Below are 19,507 nucleotides of genomic sequence, written 5' to 3'. Positions count from 1 at the left end.
CTTTTCGCCGAGGTTGCGTCGGTCCGCAAGCAGCCGCTATTGCTCTCGCCAGCAGGAGAGCCGCCGCATGTCCGCTTCGCACGATCGTCTGGACGCCATCATTCTGGCCGGGGGGCTCGGAACGCGTCTGCGCGAGGTGGTGTCGGACGTGCCAAAACCCCTGGCGCCGGTGAATGGCCGACCCTTCCTCGACTATCAACTGGCGCAACTGGCCCGCTTTCCCCAGATCGGCAAGGTCGTGCTCGCTATCGGCCATATGGCCGACAAGGTCGTCGCCCACTATCGCGAGAACCCGCCGCCCCTGCCGGTGGAGTTCGTGGTCGAGACCGAATTGTTGGGCACAGGCGGTGGCTTGCGCAACGCCCTGGACGCCACGCGCGGCGGTCGCGTCTTGGCGCTCAACGGCGACAGCGTCTTTCGATGGGGGCTGGAGCCGCTGATCGAGGCCCACGTGGCGGCCGACGCCCTGGCCACCCTAGCGCTAGTCGAGGTCGACGACACCAGCCGATACGGCGCTGTCACCCTGGACCAGGGCCACGTTTTGGCCTTCGTGGAAAAGCAGGCGGCGGCGGGCGCGGGAACGATCAACGCGGGCGTCTATCTGTTCGAGCGTTCGGCGCTCGCCGCCATTCCGACCGGGGAAGTGGTTTCGCTGGAACGGGAAGTCTTTCCGGGCCTTTGCCATCGCGGGCGACTAGCGGCGACGGTGTTCAGGTCGCAATTCATTGACATCGGCCTGCCGCAGACTTACTCGGCGGCCGGGACCATCTTGCCTGGTTTGACCGATTAGACGTCGCGGCCGCGACGGTCGCGCGCTGAGCCAGGCCCATCAAGGAAACACCATGACTCAACGCGTGCTCGTCACGGGCGGCTCCGGCTACATCGGCTCGATCCTCGTGCCTCAACTCCTGGCGGCCGGCCACCAGGTCACGGTGCTGGACACCTTCCGTCATGGTGGGACCGAGCTGGCCCCGGCCTGCCAATACGCGACCTTCAAGCCGATCAAGGGCGACGCGCGCGACGAACGCTTGCTCGACGAGTTGGTCCCGCAGCACGACCTGCTGATTCCGCTGGCCGCGTTGGTCGGCGCGCCGCTCTGCAAGGAAGACCAGATCGGTGCGGTGACCCTGAACCGCGACGCCGTCGCGGCCCTGGTCAAGCGCACCAGCAAGGACCAACGAGTCATCTACCCGACCACCAATTCGGGCTATGGCATCGGCGAGCAGGGCAAGTTCTGCACCGAAGAGACGCCGCTGCGCCCGATCTCGCTGTACGGCGTGACCAAGTCCGAAGCCGAAGCGGTGGTGCTGGAGCACGGCAACGGCGTCAGCTTCCGCCTGGCCACGGTGTTCGGCATGGGTCCGCGAATGCGGATCGACCTACTGGTCAACGATTTCACCTATCGGGCGGTCAACGACCGCGCCGTGCTGATCTTCGAAGGCCACTTCAAGCGCAACTACATCCATATCCGCGATGTGGTGAAGGCGTTCGTGCACGCCATGGACAACTTCGAGGCCATGAAGGGCCAAGCCTATAACTTGGGCCTGTCGTCGGCGAACCTCTCCAAGCTGGAACTGTGCGAACGGATCCAGAAGCAGTTGCCGAATTTCGTCTATGTCGAAGCGCCGATCGGCGAGGACCCCGACAAGCGCGACTACATCGTCTCGAACGAGAAGCTCGAAAAGGCCGGCTGGACGCCGGACTGGACGCTGGACGCCGGCATCGCCGAGCTGATCCGCGGCTATACGATGATCCGCAACTCCAAGTTCGCCAACGTCTAGCAAGGTCGCGCCCAGGTCAGGAAAGGCGCCGCGAGAGCGGCGTCTTTTTTGTCGCCTGCCTCCGTCAGCCCGGCGTTCCAGCCCGGAGCTCGGCCAACCATGCATCCGCCGTGGCATCCGACGGCATGCGCCAGTCGCCGCGCGGCGACAGGGCTCCGCCGGACGAGATCTTCGGTCCGTTGGGCATGGCCGAGCGCTTGAACTGGTTGGCGAAGAACCGCTTCAGGAACAGCTCCAGCCAGCGCTTGATCTCCGGCAGGTCGTAGGCCCGCCGGGCCGCCTCGGGGATCCCGGCCGGCCAGGCGCCGGCGGCCGCGTCGTGCCAAGCGCTCCAGGCCAGGAAGGCGATCTTCGACGGCGCCATGCCGTAGCGGGTCAGGTAGTAGAGGTTGAAGTCCTGCAGGGCGTAGGGGCCCACGAAGCTCTCGGTGGCCTGGACCGCCTCGCCCGGCACCAGTTCCGGCGAGATCTCGGTAGCCAGGATGTCTTCCAGCAGGTCGCCGGTCGCCGCATCGACATCGCCCGAGGCCGCGACGAAGCGGATCAGGTGCTGGATCAGGGTCTTGGGCACCCCGGAATTGGGATTGTAGTGGCTCATCTGGTCGCCGACCCCGTAGGTGCACCAGCCCAGGGCCAGTTCCGACAGGTCGCCGGTGCCAACCACCATGCCCCGGTGGTGGTTGGCCAACCGGAACAGGTAGTCGGTGCGCAGGCCGGCCTGGACGTTCTCGAAGGTCACGTCATAGACCGGCTCGCCCTTGGCGAACGGATGGCCAAGGTCGGCCAGCATCTGCCGGGCGGCGGGGCGGATGTCGATCTCGTCGGCGGTGACGCCGATGGCCTTCATCAGCGCCCAGGCGTTGGACTTGGTGCGGTCCGAGGTCGCGAAGCCCGGCAAGGTGTAGGCCCGGATGTCCGAACGCGGTCGGCCCAGCTGGTCCATGGCCTTGGCGGCGACGATCAGGGCGTGGGTCGAGTCCAGCCCGCCGGAGATCCCGATCACCAGGCTCTTCGAGCCCGTCGCCTCGACCCGGCGCGCCAGGCCCTGGACCTGGATATTGTAGGCCTCGTAGCAGTTCTCGGCCAGCTTGGTCGGGTCGGACGGGGTGAACGGGAAGCGTTCGATCGGCCGCACCAGGGCCAGGTCGCCGGCCGGCGGCGCGAAGTCCAGCGGCACGAGCCGGAAAGGCGCCGGCGGCGGGCTCAGGGTGGTGGAGTCGCCGAAGCTGCCGACCCGCATCCGCTCCTGCCGCAGGCGGGCGACATCGACGTCAGCCATGGCCATCGCCGGGCCGGTCGAGAACCGCGGACTCTGGGCCAGCAGGTTCCCCATCTCGTGGATGTCGACGTGGCCGTCCCAGGCCAGGTCGGTCGAGCTCTCGCCTGCCCCGGCCGCCGAATAGACATAGGCCGAGATCGTCCGGGCCGACTGGCTGGCGCACAGCAGGCGGCGGGTCTCGGACTTGCCGATGGTGATGTTGCTGGCCGACAGGTTCAGCAGGATCTCGGCCCCGGCCATGGCCTGGGCGGTGCTGGGCGGCGCCGGGGTCCAGACGTCCTCGCAGATCTCGATCCCGACGGTGAAGGCGGTCTGGCCCCCAGGACTGGGGAGGTTGCGCAACAGCACGTCGGTTCCGAACGGCACGGCCTGACCGGCCAGGTCCAGGGTGCGGCCGACCACGCCCGCGCCGGGGCTGAACCACCGCCGCTCGTAGAACTCGCGATAGTTGGGCAGGAAGCTCTTGGGGACCACCGCTCGCACCTGGCCGCCCTGGATGGCGACGGCGGTGTTGTAGAGCCGGCCGGCGTCGCGCAGCGGCGCGCCGACCACGAACAGCGGCGAGAGCGCCTTGCTCTCCCGGGCCAGGGTGGCGATCGCCGTCTCGACCGTGTCGAGCAGGGCGTCCTGCTGCAGCAGATCGTCGACCGTGTAGCCGGTCAGGCCCAGCTCGGGCAGGACCAGCACCGCGACGCCGGCGTCATGCGCCTGGCGCACCAGGGCCAGCACGCTCTGGGCGTTGGCGGCGGGATCCGCCAGCTTGACCTTGGGAACGGCGGTGGCGACCCGGACGAAGCCGTGACGATAGGGCGAGAAGAACGACGGAGAACTCAAGAGACCCGGCCTTTCAAGGTTATGCTGAAAATGAGCATAAGGCTGTCTCCAGCTATAACGCCTGCCGACGTTGTTGCATAGCGCCCACGCGACCGCCCCCGTAAACCTCGAGGGCTGGCTCGCGGGTTGACCCCCAGGGGGTCGTCGTGCGACCTGCCGCCTCGCGCAGCTCTGCAAAACAAGAAAAAACCGGATCATTCATGCCCGTTTCGCCCGTCAAGATGGCCGACGCGATCCGCGTCCTTTCCATGGACGCCGTCCACAAGGCCAAGTCCGGCCACCAGGGCATGCCGATGGGCATGGCCGACGTGGCCACGGTGCTGTGGGGCAAGTTCCTGAAGTTCGACGCCAGCAAACCCGACTGGGCCGACCGCGACCGCTTCGTGCTGTCGGCCGGCCACGGCTCGATGCTGCTCTATTCCCTGCTGCACCTGACCGGCTTCAAGGCCGTGACGATGCGGGAGATCGAGAACTTCCGCCAATGGGGCTCGCTGACCCCCGGCCACCCCGAGGTGCACCACACCCCCGGCGTTGAATGCACCACCGGTCCGCTCGGCCAAGGCCTGGCGATGTCGGTCGGCATGGCCATGGCCGAAGCCCACCTCGCCGCCCGTTTCGGCGCGGATGTGGTCGACCACCGCACCTGGGTGATCGCCGGCGACGGCTGCCTGATGGAGGGCGTCAGTCACGAGGCGATCAGCCTGGCCGGCCGCCTGAAGCTCAGCAAGCTGACGGTGCTGTTCGACGACAACAACACCACCATCGACGGCGAGGCGACCATCGCCGAGACCGGCGACCAGCTGGCCCGGTTCAAGGCCGCCGGCTGGGCGGTCAAGGCCGTCGACGGCCATGACCACGGCAAGATCGCCGCCGCCCTGCGCTGGGCCACCCGGCAGGACCGCCCGACCCTGATCGCCTGCAAGACCCTGATCTCCAAGGGCGCGGGCCCCAAGGAAGGCGACCCCCACAGCCACGGCTACACCCTGTTCGACGACCAGATCCGCGACGCGCGCCTGGCCATGGGCTGGGACGCCCAGCCGTTCACCGTGCCGGAAGACATCGCCAAGGCCTGGAAGAGCGTCGGCCGCCGCGGCGCCCGCGTCCGCAAGGCCTGGGAAGCCGCCGTCGCCGCCTCTCCCCTGGCCGAGGACTTCGCCCGGGCCATGAAGGGCCAGCTGCCGGCCGACGCCTTCAAGGCCCTGGACGCCCACATCGCCGAGGCGGCCAGGACCAAGCCAGGCAACGCCACCCGCGTCCACTCGGGCGCGGCGCTGGACCAGCTGATCCCGACCGTCACCGACATGGTCGGCGGCTCGGCCGACCTGACCGGCTCGAACAACACCTTCGTCAAGGGCATGAAGCCGTTCGACGCCCCCGACTACGCCGGCCGCTACGTGCACTACGGCGTGCGCGAGTTCGGCATGGCGGCGGCGATGAACGGCATGGCCCTGCACGGCGGCATCATCCCTTATTCGGGCACCTTCCTGGCTTTCGCCGACTACAGCCGTCCGGCCATTCGTCTGGGGGCCCTGATGGGCGCCAAGGTCATCCACGTGATGACCCACGACTCCATCGGCCTGGGCGAGGACGGCCCCACCCACCAGCCGGTCGAGCACGTGGCGTCCTTGCGCGCCATTCCCAACCTGCTGGTCTTCCGTCCGGCCGACGCGGTCGAGACCGCCGAGTGCTGGAAGCTCGCCCTGCAACAGGCCGCCACCCCGTCGGTGATGTGCCTGTCGCGCCAGAAGGTCCCGGGCGTGCGCGACACCGCCGCGCAGAACCTGTCGGCCAAGGGCGCCTATGAGCTGCTGGCCGCCGAAGGCGGTGAAGCCGCCGTGACGATCTTCGCCTCGGGCACCGAAGTTTCGGTCGCCGCGGCGGCCCGCGACATCCTGCAGGGCCAGGGCAAGCCGACCCGTGTCGTCTCGACTCCCTGCTGGGAGCTGTTCGAGCAGCAGGACGCCGCCTACAAGGCCGCGGTGATCGGCGCCGCCCCTGTCCGAGTGGCGGTGGAAGCCGCGGTGCGCATGGGCTGGGAGCGCTTCATCGGCGAGGACGGCAAGTTCGTCGGCATGACCGGATTCGGCGCCAGCGCGCCCTACGAGCGCCTGTACAAGGAATTCGGCGTGACGGCCGAAGCGGTTGCCGCCGCCGCCGGCGGCTGACGCCGGTCAAGGCGTCCAATCCGCGTGGCCTGGGCGCGCGTCGCGGGGGAGCCGCCTCGGTCCGGCTCTCGGTGTGATTGAGCCCGCCGGGACGACTTGTTAAAGTAAATACCGGGTGTTACTAGCCGGAAAACAATCAAGCGAAACTAAGGATTTCTATGGCCCGTACAGCCTTGGTCACTGGTATTACCGGTCAGGATGGAGCATATCTCGCTCAATTGTTGGTATCCAAGGGCTACAAGGTCCATGGATTGGTGCGTCGGAGCAGCCACGCAGAGGTCCATTTCCATCGATTACAGTGGCTGGGCGTTGAAAATGACGTCGAATTTCATGACGGTGACTTGACAGATCTTTCGTCGCTGTCACGTCTGGTTCGCCAGCTTCAACCTGACGAGGTTTATAATCTCGCAGCGCAATCCTTCGTGAAAGCTTCCTGGCAGCAGCCGCTGCTGACGACCGCCGTTACGGGCACGGGCGTCGCCAATATTCTAGAGGCCGTTCGACTGGAAGCGCCGGGAGCGCGTTTCTACCAAGCCTCTTCTTCGGAAATGTTCGGCCTGATCCAGGCCGCCGAGCAAAACGAAAAGACCCCGTTCTACCCGCGCAGTCCCTATGCGGTGGCCAAGCTCTACGGCCACTGGCTGACCGTGAACTATCGCGAGAGCTTCGGGCTTCACGCCTCCAGCGGCATCCTGTTCAACCACGAGTCGCCGTTGCGCGGACTCGAGTTCGTGACCCGGAAGGTTACGGACGGCGCGGCGCGGATCAAGCTCGGGATGGCCAGCATGCTCGAAATGGGCAACCTGGACGCCACCCGCGACTGGGGTCACGCCCGGGACTATGTCGACGCCATGTGGCGTATGCTGCAACAGGACGTCGCCGACGACTATGTCGTCGCCACGGGCCGCACGATCTCGGTGCGCGAACTCTGTCGCCTCGCCTTCGCCCAGGTCGGCCTGGACTATCAGGACCATGTGCGCCTAGCCGAGCAGTTCATGCGCCCCGCCGAGGTCGACGTGTTGCTGGGCGACCCATCCAAGGCGCGCGACAAGCTGGGTTGGACGCCCTCGACCTCGTTCGAGGACATGATCGCGGAGATGGTCGAGGCGGACCTGGCGCGCCACGGCAAGGGCGCAGGCAAATGACAGCCGACGTCTCGGGTCCTGTGCTCCTCACGGGCGCTTCGGGGTTCATAGGCACGGCCTTGCTGCCGGTTCTCGCCGCGCGATACGGTGACCGCCGCATCGTGGCGGCGGGCGGCCGATCGCGGCCCGCCCGCCTGCCGGAGGGCGTCGAAGGGGCGGTTCTCGATCTCAACGATCCCCGGGGCGTTCGTGACCTGATCGGCGGCCTGGCGCCCTCGACCGTCATTCATCTGGCCGCCCTGTCCAGCGTGCAACAGTCGGCGGTCGATCCGATCTCCGTCTGGTCGGCGAACATGCTGAGCGTGGTGGGGTTGGTCCAGGCCGTCCAGGCCGCTCGGCCCGACGCCCTGTTTGTTCATGCGTCCTCGGCCGAGGTCTATGGCCAGTCGTTCCTGAGCGGCGAGCCGCTCACCGAGGACGCGCCGTTGCAGCCCGGCAACCCCTACGCGCGCAGCAAGGCCGCGTGCGAGATGGTTCTGCGCGATATCCATCGACCGGACGGCCGCTTGGTCATCCTCAGGACCTTCAACCATATCGGTCCCGGTCAGGACGAGCGTTTCGTGGCCGCCACCTTCGCGGCGCAGATCGCCCGCATCGAATCGGGCGTCGCCGAGCCGATGATCCGGGTCGGAGATCTGTCCGCCGAGCGCGACTTCGGCGATATTCAGGATCTGGTGGAAGCGTATGACGCAATTTTAGCGCATGCTGGCGACTTTCCGCCTGTCAGCGTCTTCAATGTCTGCTCCGGCGTCACCCGGCCGGTTGCGGAATTGCTGGCCACCCTCAAGGGCATGGCGCGCACCCCCGTGGAGATCGAGGTGGATCCCGCCCGGTTGAGACCGCAGGGCATCCCTCGCGCGGCTGGGTCTTGCGCCGCCTTGACGGCGGCCACGGGATGGCGACCCAAGGTGCCGTTCGAGACATCGCTCGAGCGAATTCTGGATGCATGGCGCGCACGCTAGCCGTTTTAAAACGGCAGGCGGGAACAATAAAGACCCGGGAGTTACATGGCTGTTTTCTATATCGCCGAGCAGAGCGCGGTGTCCATCAGCGGCCACTACTACGCCTACACGCAATGCGTCGCGCGGAGCGCCCGCGCGGCTGGCTTCGACGTCGTCATTCTTGAAAACACCCGCTTCCACGACGACTGGAACACCGAGGGCGTCAAGGGCGTCCCGGCTTTCAGCAAGACCTGGGGTGAAGCCGAGCAGATCTTCTTCCACCTGTGGGCGCCGGGCAACATCGCCTACGAGTTCGTCGAGGCAACTCGCTCGAATCCGCCGCGCGCGGGCGACCATGTCCTGTTCCATACGCTCGGTTTCGCCGAGCTGCGCTGCATTCTCGACTATTTGATCGATCTGCCGGTTTCCGACGACCTGCCCTTCATCCATGTGCTGCTGCGCTACGATCCGGAGCTCATCCGGATCAACATCGACCTGTTCGGCTCGCTGTTCGATAAGATCAACGCCACGGAGCACCTCCGGCGCAAGGTGGTGTTCCACACCGACACCGACTTGCTGTCGGCGGAGTACGCCCGGCTGACCGGCACGCCTTTCAACACCTTGCCGATCCCCTTCCAACAGAAGCGCCTGCGCGAGCGGCTGGCGTCGCCCGCCCCGCGCGAACCGGGCAGTCCCCTGGTCATCACCTATCTGGGCGACGCGCGCCTGGAGAAGGGTTATCGCGACTTCCCCGCGGCCCTGGAGTTCGTGAAGCCGCAGCTCGCCGCGAGCAAGGTCCGTTTCCGTCTGCAGTCCAACTTCAACAGCGTCGGCGGCGAAGCGGGGATCATGGCCGCCGTCCAAAAGCTGGGCCAGTATCCGGCCAGTCAGGTCGAGCTGATGATGAATCCGCTCGATCACAATGCGTACTACGACCATCTCGTCGATGCGGACGCCGTCCTCATCCCTTACGATCCGGACCGCTATCGCGCGCGCAGCTCCGGGGTCCTGATAGAGGCGATGTCGGCCGGCAAGCCGGTGATCACCACCCGCGGCTCGTGGATGGAGACCCAAGTCACGGCCGAGAACGCCGTCTTGTGCGACGACAGCTCGAAGCTTGGTCCGGCTCTGCTGGAGATGGTTCAGAATTTCAGTCGCTACGACGCCGGCGCGAAGGCCCGCGCGGCGACCGCGCTGAAAACCTCGACGGGCGATCATTTCGTCGCCGAACTGCTGAAGTCCACCAAGCTCAGAACTCCGCCCGCACGCGTGGACAAGGCCCCGCGCGTGCTCGTCGTGATGAACGGCGACGCGGTCATCCAGCAGAACGGCGCGGGTCAGGTCGCCTGCAGCCAGTTCGCGTACCTGAAGAAGGCCGGATATAAGGTCGTGGGCCTGTTCCTGGCCAATGACGCCGAGGCTGGGCCCAAGGCCATGGAGGCGTGGACTCGGCTGCTGCTTCGTCAGATGGCGCCCCACGACCTCGAGGCGGTCTTCGTCGCGGCCCCCGGGCGCTTGTCCACCGACGTGCTTCGCCAGCAGGCGGGGCGCCATCGCCACGAGTCGTCGATCCGCCACGAACTGGAGAAGGTCGCGGCTTACGACGTCCATCTCGAGTTGGTCGATCACCTGCGCCAGCGTCCCGTCGACGTGACGTTGCTGAACTACATCACCAGCTTTCCCCTGGTCGAGCGGCTGGGCCTGACCGACGGTCCCGTGATCTGCGAAATGCTGGACGTGCAGTCGTTCCAGAAGGCGATCTACGGCCACCGGCCGGTCACCCAGGCCGACCTAGACGAGGAGTTCGCGCTGCTGGGGCGTTGCCAACAGCTGATCTCGCTCAACCCGACCGAGACCAAGTTCGTCCTCGAACGCCTGCCTGGAACGCCGATCGTGACCACGGGCATCTTCCCCTCCGTGGAAGCCGCGAGGCTTGACGCCCTGGCCGGCGTGACCTCGGTGGCCGAACTGGTTTCCAGCACTCAGCCGCTGCGGCCCGAATTCCAGATGACCACGCTGCGCGGCGGCCCCGGTGAAAAGCTGGCGGCCCTGCAGGACAAGGCAGGCGTCGATCTGCTGTTCGTGAGTTCCAGCCACCTAGCCAATGTCGGCGGCCTGCGCTGGTTCCTCGAGAATGTCTTCCTGCCCAATCTCGCGCCGTTGGGCGTGCATATGATGGTGGCCGGTTCGATCGGCGACATCGCCGGCTGGCCTGAGCATCCCAACCTGACCTTCATCGGCCGGGTTGGTGACCTAGCCCCGTTGTACGCGGCGGCGCGGGTGGTTGTGATCCCGATTCTCGAAGGGGCCGGCGCGCCGGTGAAGACCTTCGAAGCCCTTTGCTACGGCACGCCGGTCGTGGCCACGACGATCGCCATGCGCGCCTGCGAGGATGTGGACGGCGTCCTCGTGGGCGACAGCCCGGAAGACTTCACGGCGGCGATCGAAACCCTGCTGGCCTCCAGGACGCTGCGGGAACGACAGGCCGCCAAGGCGCTCGTGGCGGCTAACCGGATGAGCAGCCCCAACCTCTATGTTCGCCAGATGAACACCGCGTTTGAGCGGGTGCTCGGAAAGCGCACGTTGAAGGTGGCCGAGCAGCCGGCGACCGCCGCGCCGACCCATGAACCGCCGGAACTCGACCGTCGGATCTTCGCGGTCAACCGCCTGATCCGCAACTGGATCGACAACGAGCCACTCTCGGGCGACGCTCTTCAACTGCTGGCCGCCGAACCGGCCGAAGCGGTCGCGGATCTGGTTGGCAGGCTGGCCGACGCGATGATCGTCAAGCACACCGCGCCGTTGCTCGTCGCGGAGCCGCGGATCCTCAGCCGGGTGCTGCAAGAGAACATCGCCACCCAGGCCGAGTCCTGCAAGGACTTGATCATCCATGCAATCGCGATCCATCGTCCAGTCGCGGACGAGGGCGCGCTCGACGTCACCGGCCTTTCGAGCGCGAGCCTGGACGTCCATGTGGTTCAGCGGTCCGGCGCCGCCCCCAAGACCATCGCGGTGGATGGCGAAGCCCTGCCGCTCTTGGCCACCGGCGCGACGAATGTCCGCCGCGCGGTTCGCGCCGCGCTCAAGGCGCCGGCCTACGATCTAAGCTTCTACCGCGTGCAGAAGCCCTCGGGCAAGGGCGAGGCGCACTTGGTCGTCAGCCAGGACGTCTCGTTCGCCAGCGGCTGCAAGCTCTATGGCGAGGACATTCTGCTGGTGCATGGACGTCAGGTCGGCAAGGGCTCGCGGGTGCGCCTGTTCGATGGCGAGACCGCCGACGGCGTGATCCCCCGGCCAGCCGCCGTCGACGGCGTCGGCAGCGCATTTCTCGATATCCTTGCCCAGCAGGAATCGGAAGCCGAACTCGAGATTAAGCTTGATGGCGCCGTCGTGTGCGCCGTCAAGCTGCTGGCCGACGATCACAGCGTCTACCGCGTAAGGGTTTCCGCCCGAGAGCCTGGCGCGCGTTACGGTCTGTCGACACTGAACATCGAGGCCTTCGGCGACGTGACCCTGTTGGGGGCCCGCCTGCACCTGGTCTCCGGCCCGACCCCCGAGGCAACGTTGAGCGAGGTGGACGCCGCAGAGGGCAAGGATGTTCTCGATGAGGGCGTCAGTCTCGTTGCGCGCGCCTCGATGATCAACTCTCTCACGCAGACGGCTCGCACCGGGGCCGGTTCCGACCGGACTCGCGCCGAGGCCCTGCGACGCCATCTGCTGGCGTCGGGAGATCGCGTCGAGACCTCGACGGCGCTGGCAGAACTAGGTTCGGCCGTTTCCGCGGCTCAGATCGCCGCCTATCTCGAACCCGTCCGCGTCCTGGCGAGCGCTCGCGAGGCGGCGACGCCAGCCGACACCATGTTTGTCGCCGCCGCCGGCCTGACCTTGGAAATCGAGGCGCGAGTCGAATCGCCCTCGGGCGCCGCCGTCGCCTGTCTGGTCGACGGCGCGGCGGCGATATCCCTGGGCGCCGTTGCGCCCGACGCGGAGCGGTGGCGGATTCCCGGCGTCGTCGCTTCCGATACGGCCTGGTTACGGACGGTGAAGTTCGTCACCGGCGGCGCGCCCGTGACGCCCACCCGAGTGGCGGCCTGGTTTCGCCTGCCCGCGCGACTGGATCCGGTCACGGGCGAGACGTTCCTGCGCGTCGAGAACACGCATGCGCCGGAACTCCTGGACGCCTATACGGGTCTGGTCTGGACCGGCCCTCGCCCCCGCATGACGCTTCAATTGCCCGTGGCGATCACCCATCCTGGGCAATTGCAGGTCAGGATCGTCAATCTGGGCCACAATCGCCAGCCGCAGGACTTGGACGTATTCATCAACGGGCGGCCCGTTGCGTTCGGCCTGGACTGCGAGGGCGATGTGGCGGTTATGACGGCGGCGTTTGAGGCCGAGGCCAGTCCGCTGGCGGTCACGGAAATCCAGATCGTTTCGCGCAAGTTGCACACGATCCCCTTTGATCGTCGGCGCTTGGGTTTCGCCATCGGCGAAATCGCTCTAGCGCTCTGGCTGCGGGGCTGAGGGCGGCAGTGACAAGGGTGGAAGGTCCATGACCGCGTTGTATCCCGTCATCCTGTGCGGCGGTTCGGGCACCCGACTCTGGCCGTCGTCGCGCCCAGATCGTCCCAAGCAGTTTCTCAAGCTGATCGGCGAGCGGTCGAGCTTTCAAGATACGATTTTGCGCGTGACATCGATGGGCGCGGCGGAGGTCGTGATCGTCACGGGCCAGAGCATGGCCGAGATGGTCGAGCGGCAGGCCGCCGAGATCGGCGCCGACGTGACAGTCATTATCGAGCCCGAGGCCCGGGATTCCGGACCGGCGATCGCCGCCGCGGCCGCTTATGTGCTGACGCGCGATCCGAAGGGCATCGTGCTGATGCTGGCCGCCGACCACCACATCGTTGAGCCGGACATGTTTCGCGACGCCGCGATCGTCGCCACCCGCGCGGCCGAGGAGGGCATGATCGCGACCTTCGGCGTCAAGCCGACTTCGGCCGCTACGGGATTTGGCTATATCAAGCCGGGCGAGATGCTCGATTGCGGTGTCCAGCGCGTCGATTCCTTCGTCGAGAAGCCCGATGAGATCACCGCGGCGCGGTACGTCCAGGACGGTTATTACTGGAACAGCGGCAATTTCGCCTTCGCCGCCTCGATCCTGCTCGAGGAACTGCAGTTGTACGAGCCGGCGATAGCCGCGGCGGCGCTGGGCGCCATCGCGGCGGCCCGCACCGAAGATGGTCGGTTGCATCTGGACCGCGGCTTCTTCGTACAGGCGCCCAAGAAGTCGCTGGACTACGCCGTGATGGAACACACCAAGCGCGCCGTCGTGGCGGCCGCGTCCTTCACCTGGTCGGACCTGGGCTCTTGGGATGCGATCTGGACCTCGTCACTACAAGACGCGACCGGGAACAGTTCGGCGGGCGATGTCCATCTGATCAACACCAAAGGCGTCCTGGCGCGCTCGAACGGACCGTTCGTCGGAGTCATCGGCGTACATGACCTGATGGTGATCGCCGAACCGGACGCGGTACTGATCTGCCATCGCAACGACGCCCAAGCGGTCAAGGTGATGGTCGACGTCCTCAAGGCCAATGGTCGGGACATCGCGCACAGACATGCGATCAGCTATAGCGGCGGCGTCGAGCGCCAACCGCTGACCCGCACCAAGAGCACGGTCGTCGAGCTCTGGCGGGTGGAGGACGGCGTTCTGATCAGCCTGCCCGTGGGACTGATCCACGTGCTCGAGGGGCGACTGGCCGGCGCCGACGAGACGTTCGACACCGGTGCGCGGGCCGACCTGACGTCGATCACCCTCGTGCGGGCGGCGGGCGGGGCTGCGATCTTGGTGACGCGCCCGGCCGAAGACGCCAGCCTGTAGCTGGCGTCGCGGAGCCGGGCGGGCTAAACGGACGACAAAACACCTTCAAGGCGCGCAGACCCATGCAGATCTTCCTCGACAGCACCGACACCAAGGTCATCGCCGACCTGGCTTCCACCGGCCTGGTGGACGGGGTGACCACCAACCCGACCCTGATCGCCAAGGCGGGCCGTCCGATGCTCGAGGTGATCGCCGAAATCTGCGACCTGGTGCCGGGCCCGATCAGCGCCGAGGTCGCCGCCACCACCCATGAGGCGATGGTCGCCGAGGGCCGGAAGCTGGCCGCGATCGCCCCGAACGTCGTCGTCAAGATCCCGCTGACCCGCGACGGCCTGATCGCCTGCGCGGCCTTCGCCGGCGAGGGCATCTCGACCAATGTCACCCTCTGCTTCTCGCCGACCCAGGCCCTGCTGGCCGCCAAGGCTGGCGCGACTTACGTCTCGCCGTTCATCGGCCGCCTGGATGACTACGGCTTCGACGGCATGGACCTGATCCGCGACATCCGCGCGATCTACGACAACTACGGCTACGAGACCGAGATCCTGGCGGCCTCGGTGCGCAACGTCGCCCACGTCAAGGACGCGGCCATCGTCGGCGCCGACGTGGTCACCATCCCGCCGGCCGTGTTCGGCGACCTGTTCAAGCACCCGCTGACCGACAAGGGTCTGGAACAGTTCCTGAAGGATTGGGCCGGAACCGGGCAATCGATCCTCTAGATCGACCGTCATCGCCCGATTATCGCGCGGCCCCGGATTTAATCCGGGGCCGTTTTATTGTGCAGCTGCGAACTGGGTTCGCATTTGCGAGTTCATGCGTTAGGGTCCTGTCAACCACGCGGGAGCGCGCCCATGAACGCCGCCGACATCGCCGTCGAGATCTGCATCGCCTCGGCCGAGGAAGCCCTGCGCTTCTCCGGGTTCGTCCGGGACTTCCTGGCCCGCAACGGCTTTCCGTTCGTGATGATCCACGACGCGCCGGGCCTTTCCGGTGAGCGCCGCAAGGTGGTGTTCGAAGACGCCGTGGTCGGCCGCAAGTTCGCCCGCGAGTGGCGGATGGACCGGCTCGCCGCCAGCGGCGTCTGAGGTCGCGGGCGTCTGGCGGTCAAGCTCGCGTAACGCTGTTGGCGCTTTCGTGAAACGGGCCTAAATAGGGAGATCATTTCTCTCTGTCGCCGAGTTGCGCCATGAACGACCCCAAATTCACGCTTCCTCCGGTCGTCGGTTCCGCGCTTGAGCTGATCGGCCGCACGCCGATGATCGAGGTCCGCAACCTCGACACCGGCCCGTGCCGGCTGTTCCTGAAGTTGGAGAACCAGAACCCCGGAGGCTCGATCAAGGACCGCGTGGCCCGGGCGATGATCGAGGCGGCCGAGGCCGACGGCAGCCTCAAGCCGGGCGGCACGATCATCGAGGCGACGGCCGGCAATACCGGCCTGGGCCTGGCCCAGGTGGCGACGCTGAAGGGCTACAAGCTGATCCTGGTCGTGCCCGACAAGATGGCGCGAGAGAAGATCCTGCATCTGCGGGCCATGGGCGTGGACGTGCGCCTGACCCGCAGCGACGTTGGCAAGGGGCACCCGGAATACTACCAGGACATGGCCCAGGCCCTGGCCCAGTCGATCCCGGGCGCGCTCTACGCCAACCAGTTCGAGAACCCGGCCAACCCGCTGGCCCACGAGACCACCACCGGCCCGGAGATCTTCGAGCAGATGGGCGGCGACGTCGACGCCGTGGTCGTGGGTGTCGGCTCGGGCGGCACCCTGACCGGCATCGGCCGGTTCATGGCCAGGCATTCACCGAAGACGCAGATGGTGTTGGCCGACCCGGTCGGCTCGATCCTCTGCGACTACGTGGCGACCGGAACCTATGGCGAGGCCGGCTCGTGGATCGTCGAGGGCATCGGCGAGGACTTCATCCCGGCCAACGCCCAGATGGATCTCGTCCGGAAAGCCTATTCGATCAGCGATCGTGAGAGCGTCGACACCGCCCGCCTGCTGCTGCGCAAGGAAGGCGTGCTCGCGGGCTCGTCCTCGGGCACCCTGCTGGCCGCGGCGTTGCGCTGGTGCCGCGAGCAGACCGAACCGAAGCGGGTGGTGACCCTGGTCTGCGACACCGGCGCCAAGTACCTGACCAAGATGTTCAACGACATGTGGCTGGCCGCCCACGGCTTCGACCAGCGCGAGCTGCACGGCGACCTGCGCGACCTGATCGCCAAGCGCTACGCCGACGGCGGGGTGGTGGCCATCGGGCCGGACGACACCCTGATGACCGCCTATAACCGCATGCGCAGCGCCGACATCAGCCAGCTGCCGGTGGTCGACCACGGCAAGCTGGTCGGCATCCTCGACGAGAGCGACATCCTGGCCGCCGTCGAGGGGCCCGACGACGCCCGCGGGCCCAAGTTCAAGACCCTGGTCGGAGCGGCCATGACCAAGGCGGTCAACACTCTCCAGTCGACCCAGGGCGTCGACGCCCTGCCGGAGGTGTTCGACCGCGACGAGGTGGCCCTGGTGGTCGATGGCGACGAGTTCGTGGGCGTGATCACCCGCGTCGACCTGATCAATCACCTGCGGATGAGCGCGTAGGCGTTGCGGAAATGTTCCAAGAAGACCATTCTCCTAGACTGAGAATGGGAGACGAGGGTCGCTTGGCCATGAACGTCAAACTGTCACCGGACGTCGAAAAGTTCGCCGAGGCGTGTGTCGCGGAAGGTCGCTTCGGTGGCGTCGGCGAAGTGGTTGATGCGGCCATGCACCTGCTCCAGGATCAGGAGGAGCGGCGGCGAGCGTTCATCCAGTCGTTGAAGGACGCCGAGGAAGAATCAGAGCGTGACGGCTATGTCACCCTGGAAGAGGTGATGGCTGATATCGACGCCATCATCGAAGCCGCCGAAGCTTCTGAAGCCGCCCAGGCCGATTAGTGCCGCCTGCTCGCCTGACGCTGCAAGCCCGTCGTGACGTGCGGGCCGCGTTTGTCGCGATTTCCGCTGACAGTGCGTGGGCCGCCCGTCGCTTCCAGACCTTGCTGAAAGATCTGCTGATCCGCCTTGGCGAATACCCGGCGATCGGTGTTGAGCGTCCCGAGATCATCGGTCCGCCTTACCGATTCGTCGCCTTTCGCGGCTTTCCGTACCTTGCCGTTTACAATTCGCGCCATCGACCGCCGCTAGTCGTGCGTATCCCCCACGGCGCCCAGGACTTGGCGAATCTGCTTCGTGACCTGCCGCTGAACGACGTTTGAACCGAAAGTCTCCCATGACCGACATCCCCGGCAAGAACCGCCTGGCCTTCGCCACCCGCACGATCCATGGCGGCCAGTTTCCCGACCCGACGACCGGGGCGGTGATGGTGCCGATCTACGCGACCTCGACCTATGTCCAGTCCAGTCCGGGCGAGCACAAGGGTTTCGAGTACAGCCGCAGCCACAACCCCACCCGCTTCGCCTTCGAGCGCTGCATCGCCGACCTGGAGAGCGGCACGGCGGGCTTCGCCTTCGCCTCGGGGCTGGCGGCGGCCTCGACGATCCTGGAGATCCTCGACAGCGGCGCGCACGTGATCGCCAGCGACGATCTCTATGGCGGCTCGTTCCGGCTGTTCGACAAGGTGCGCAAGCGCTCGGCCGGGCTGAAGTTCAGCTTCGTCGACATGGGCGACCTGGCGGCCATCGAAGCGGCCATCACGCCCGAGACACGGATGATCTGGGTGGAGACCCCGACCAATCCTATGCTGCGCCTGGCCGACCTTTCGGCCATCGCCGCCCTGGCCAAGAAGCATGCCCTGATCACCGTGGCTGACAACACCTTCGCCAGCCCCTTCGTCCAGCGGCCGCTGGAGCTGGGCTTCGACATCGTCATGCACTCGGCCACCAAGTACCTGAACGGCCATTCCGACGTGGTGGCGGGGGTGGCGGTGGTCGGCGACAACGCCGAGATCGCAGAGAAGCTGAAGTTCCTGCAGAACGCCGTCGGGGCGGTGCTGGGGCCGTTCGACAGCTTCCTGGCCCTGCGCGGCGTCAAGACCCTGGCCCTGCGCATGCAGCGGGCCTGCGACAGCGCCCTGGCCATCGCCCAATGGCTGTCGACCCGCAAGGACGTCGCCCGGGTGATCTATCCGGGCCTGTCCAGCCACCCGCAGCACGATTTGGCCCGGCGCCAGATGCGGGGCGGGTTCGGCGGGATCATCTCGGTCGAACTGAACGGCGACGTCAACACCGCCCGGCGGATGCTGGAGCGCACGCGCCTGTTCACGCTGGCGGAAAGTCTGGGCGGGGTCGAGAGCCTGATCGAGCATCCGGCCATCATGACCCACGCCTCGATTCCGGCCGATCAGCGCGCCGCCCTAGGCATCTCCGACACCCTGATCAGGCTGTCGGTGGGGATCGAGGACTGCGAGGATCTGATCGCCGATCTTTCCGAGGCCCTAGGCGGGGGTGGGGCAGCCTGAACAGATGGTGCTCGGCGTCGCCGGGCATGGCCGGCGAGGGATCCGGCGCCTTCGAGGGGCGCGGTGGCGGCAGGACCCGCGTCGGGTCCTCGGCCCACAGGTGGGCGGCCAGCATCAGGTCAGTCTTGACCGGGCCGTAGTCCTCCTTGGCGGTCCAGACGCGGATGGCGGCCTGGGCGAAGGCTTCGCTGAGGTCGACCACCTCGATCATCGGCGCCGGCTCCTTGCGCACCCGCGGATCGCCCTCGGCCCGCTCGCGCATCTTCTGCAGCACCGTCACCAGGTCGGTCTTCAGCGGGACCTTGAACACCACGTCGGCCCGGCGGCTGCGGTGGGTCGAGTAGTTGAGGATGACATCGCCAAACACCTTGCTGTTGGGGATCATCACCTTGACGTTGTCGGGCGTGGCGATCTCGGTGAATAGCAGATCCAGCGCCTTGACCGTGCCGTTGCGGGTCGATGTCTCGATCACGTCGCCCACCTTGTAGGGCCGGAACAACAGGATCATCACCCCGGCGGCCACGTTCGATAGCGCGCCCTGCAGGGCCAGGCCGATGGCCAGCGACGCCGCGCCCAGGACGGCGATGATCGAGGTGGCCTGGACCCCCAGCTGCTGCAGCACCGCCACCAAGCCGACGGCGACAACGGCGTAGCGCACCAGGGACGAGACGAAGCTTTCCAGGGTCGGATCGGGGTTCTTGCGGTGCATGCGGCCCAGCCCGCGCCGCGCCACGCCCGCCAACCAGGCCGCCACCCAGAAGGTGACGACCAGGATCAGGGCGGCGACCACCAGGTTGACCGCCAGCTTGCCCAGCCAGTCGAGGAAGTGGCCGAACATCGTCTCGTCGGCCTTTACATTGGCCAGGGAGGGCAGGGAGGTGTCGGCGGGGATCAGGCTGGGCTTGGTCTGCATGGATCTCTGGATGGCGCCCCCGCCCCAAACCGTCAACGAAGACCCGTCAACGAACGGGGTGGACCCCCGTTCCCGCCAAAGGCGGCGCTTCGTTCTCCGGAAACAGTCGGTTACATCAATTGGCTCG

The 19,507-nt window shown here is 66.7% G+C and carries 15 protein-coding genes; 13 read left to right on the top strand and 2 right to left on the bottom strand.

Annotation, left to right across the window (positions count from 1 at the left end; translation table 11 throughout):
- The first annotated feature begins 67 nt into the window (after positions 1 to 67).
- A complete protein-coding gene (locus ACSQ2G_RS07805; RefSeq protein ID WP_436029724.1) occupies positions 68 to 790 on the top strand; it encodes a nucleotidyltransferase family protein in 723 nt (240 codons plus the stop codon).
- Positions 791 to 842: 52 nt separating this feature from the next.
- A complete protein-coding gene (locus ACSQ2G_RS07800) occupies positions 843 to 1,781 on the top strand; it encodes an NAD-dependent epimerase/dehydratase family protein (RefSeq protein WP_436029723.1) in 939 nt (312 codons plus the stop codon).
- Between the two features lie 64 nt (positions 1,782 to 1,845).
- Here the strand turns inward: ACSQ2G_RS07800 and ACSQ2G_RS07795 are convergent, their stop codons facing one another.
- On the bottom strand, positions 1,846 to 3,894 hold the full coding sequence (locus ACSQ2G_RS07795) for an NAD(+) synthase (protein WP_436029721.1): 2,049 nt from the start codon (positions 3,892 to 3,894) through the stop codon (positions 1,846 to 1,848).
- 200 nt (positions 3,895 to 4,094) lie between these two features.
- Here ACSQ2G_RS07795 and tkt point away from each other — a divergent pair, with 200 nt between their 5' ends.
- From tkt to ACSQ2G_RS07740, 11 genes are all read left to right on the top strand, one after another.
- Positions 4,095 to 6,059, top strand: coding sequence for a transketolase (tkt, locus tag ACSQ2G_RS07790; protein WP_436029719.1), 1,965 nt, complete (start codon positions 4,095 to 4,097; stop codon positions 6,057 to 6,059).
- Positions 6,060 to 6,217: 158 nt separating this feature from the next.
- On the top strand, positions 6,218 to 7,204 hold the full coding sequence (gene gmd, locus ACSQ2G_RS07785) for a GDP-mannose 4,6-dehydratase (protein ID WP_436029717.1): 987 nt from the start codon (positions 6,218 to 6,220) through the stop codon (positions 7,202 to 7,204).
- On the top strand, positions 7,201 to 8,166 hold the full coding sequence (locus tag ACSQ2G_RS07780; RefSeq protein ID WP_436029715.1) for a GDP-mannose 4,6-dehydratase: 966 nt from the start codon (positions 7,201 to 7,203) through the stop codon (positions 8,164 to 8,166). The genes gmd and ACSQ2G_RS07780 overlap by 4 nt, the downstream gene beginning before the upstream one ends.
- Before the next feature lie 45 nt (positions 8,167 to 8,211).
- Positions 8,212 to 12,669: a glycosyltransferase gene (locus tag ACSQ2G_RS07775; protein ID WP_436029713.1), complete on the top strand. Its 4,458-nt coding sequence runs from the start codon at positions 8,212 to 8,214 to the stop codon at positions 12,667 to 12,669.
- Between the two features lie 28 nt (positions 12,670 to 12,697).
- Entirely contained in the window at positions 12,698 to 14,026 is a 1,329-nt protein-coding gene (locus ACSQ2G_RS07770) for a mannose-1-phosphate guanylyltransferase (RefSeq protein WP_436029711.1), read from the top strand.
- Positions 14,027 to 14,088: 62 nt separating this feature from the next.
- Positions 14,089 to 14,742: a fructose-6-phosphate aldolase gene (fsa, locus tag ACSQ2G_RS07765; RefSeq protein WP_028039372.1), complete on the top strand. Its 654-nt coding sequence runs from the start codon at positions 14,089 to 14,091 to the stop codon at positions 14,740 to 14,742.
- 132 nt (positions 14,743 to 14,874) lie between these two features.
- Positions 14,875 to 15,108 (top strand): hypothetical protein, encoded by a 234-nt coding sequence (locus ACSQ2G_RS07760; RefSeq protein WP_436029708.1) that lies wholly within the window; start codon positions 14,875 to 14,877, stop codon positions 15,106 to 15,108.
- A gap of 101 nt (positions 15,109 to 15,209) precedes the next feature.
- Positions 15,210 to 16,610, top strand: a complete 1,401-nt coding sequence (locus tag ACSQ2G_RS07755; protein ID WP_436029706.1) for a pyridoxal-phosphate dependent enzyme — start codon at positions 15,210 to 15,212, stop codon at positions 16,608 to 16,610.
- 68 nt (positions 16,611 to 16,678) lie between these two features.
- Entirely contained in the window at positions 16,679 to 16,945 is a 267-nt protein-coding gene (locus ACSQ2G_RS07750) for a type II toxin-antitoxin system ParD family antitoxin (protein ID WP_436029704.1), read from the top strand.
- Positions 16,945 to 17,265, top strand: coding sequence for a type II toxin-antitoxin system RelE/ParE family toxin (locus ACSQ2G_RS07745; RefSeq protein WP_436029702.1), 321 nt, complete (start codon positions 16,945 to 16,947; stop codon positions 17,263 to 17,265). Before ACSQ2G_RS07750 ends, ACSQ2G_RS07745 begins: the two co-directional genes overlap by 1 nt.
- A gap of 14 nt (positions 17,266 to 17,279) precedes the next feature.
- On the top strand, positions 17,280 to 18,467 hold the full coding sequence (locus ACSQ2G_RS07740) for a trans-sulfuration enzyme family protein (protein WP_436029700.1): 1,188 nt from the start codon (positions 17,280 to 17,282) through the stop codon (positions 18,465 to 18,467).
- Here ACSQ2G_RS07740 and ACSQ2G_RS07735 read toward each other — a convergent pair.
- Entirely contained in the window at positions 18,385 to 19,380 is a 996-nt protein-coding gene (locus tag ACSQ2G_RS07735) for a mechanosensitive ion channel family protein (RefSeq protein ID WP_436029699.1), read from the bottom strand. The genes ACSQ2G_RS07740 and ACSQ2G_RS07735 overlap by 83 nt on opposite strands.
- Positions 19,381 to 19,507 lie beyond the last annotated feature (127 nt).

This window comes from Caulobacter sp. LjRoot300 (assembly GCF_964253875.1).
Lineage (GTDB): Bacteria > Pseudomonadota > Alphaproteobacteria > Caulobacterales > Caulobacteraceae > Caulobacter.
The sequence above is the reverse complement of the archived record's forward strand: the minus strand, read 5'-3'. Positions and strand labels throughout refer to the sequence as shown.

Excerpts from the sequence above, each read along its gene's own strand:
- ACSQ2G_RS07805 (WP_436029724.1), top strand. The coding sequence starts at position 68 with ATGTCCGCTTCGCACGATCGTCTGGACGCCATCATTCTGGCCGGGGGG.
- ACSQ2G_RS07800 (WP_436029723.1), top strand. The coding sequence starts at position 843 with ATGACTCAACGCGTGCTCGTCACGGGCGGCTCCGGCTACATCGGCTCG.
- tkt (WP_436029719.1), top strand. The coding sequence starts at position 4,095 with ATGCCCGTTTCGCCCGTCAAGATGGCCGACGCGATCCGCGTCCTTTCC.
- gmd (WP_436029717.1), top strand. The coding sequence starts at position 6,218 with ATGGCCCGTACAGCCTTGGTCACTGGTATTACCGGTCAGGATGGAGCA.
- ACSQ2G_RS07780 (WP_436029715.1), top strand. The coding sequence starts at position 7,201 with ATGACAGCCGACGTCTCGGGTCCTGTGCTCCTCACGGGCGCTTCGGGG.
- ACSQ2G_RS07775 (WP_436029713.1), top strand. The coding sequence starts at position 8,212 with ATGGCTGTTTTCTATATCGCCGAGCAGAGCGCGGTGTCCATCAGCGGC.
- ACSQ2G_RS07770 (WP_436029711.1), top strand. The coding sequence starts at position 12,698 with ATGACCGCGTTGTATCCCGTCATCCTGTGCGGCGGTTCGGGCACCCGA.
- fsa (WP_028039372.1), top strand. The coding sequence starts at position 14,089 with ATGCAGATCTTCCTCGACAGCACCGACACCAAGGTCATCGCCGACCTG.
- ACSQ2G_RS07760 (WP_436029708.1), top strand. The coding sequence starts at position 14,875 with ATGAACGCCGCCGACATCGCCGTCGAGATCTGCATCGCCTCGGCCGAG.
- ACSQ2G_RS07755 (WP_436029706.1), top strand. The coding sequence starts at position 15,210 with ATGAACGACCCCAAATTCACGCTTCCTCCGGTCGTCGGTTCCGCGCTT.
- ACSQ2G_RS07750 (WP_436029704.1), top strand. The coding sequence starts at position 16,679 with ATGAACGTCAAACTGTCACCGGACGTCGAAAAGTTCGCCGAGGCGTGT.
- ACSQ2G_RS07740 (WP_436029700.1), top strand. The coding sequence starts at position 17,280 with ATGACCGACATCCCCGGCAAGAACCGCCTGGCCTTCGCCACCCGCACG.
- ACSQ2G_RS07735 (WP_436029699.1), bottom strand. The coding sequence starts at position 19,380 with ATGCAGACCAAGCCCAGCCTGATCCCCGCCGACACCTCCCTGCCCTCC.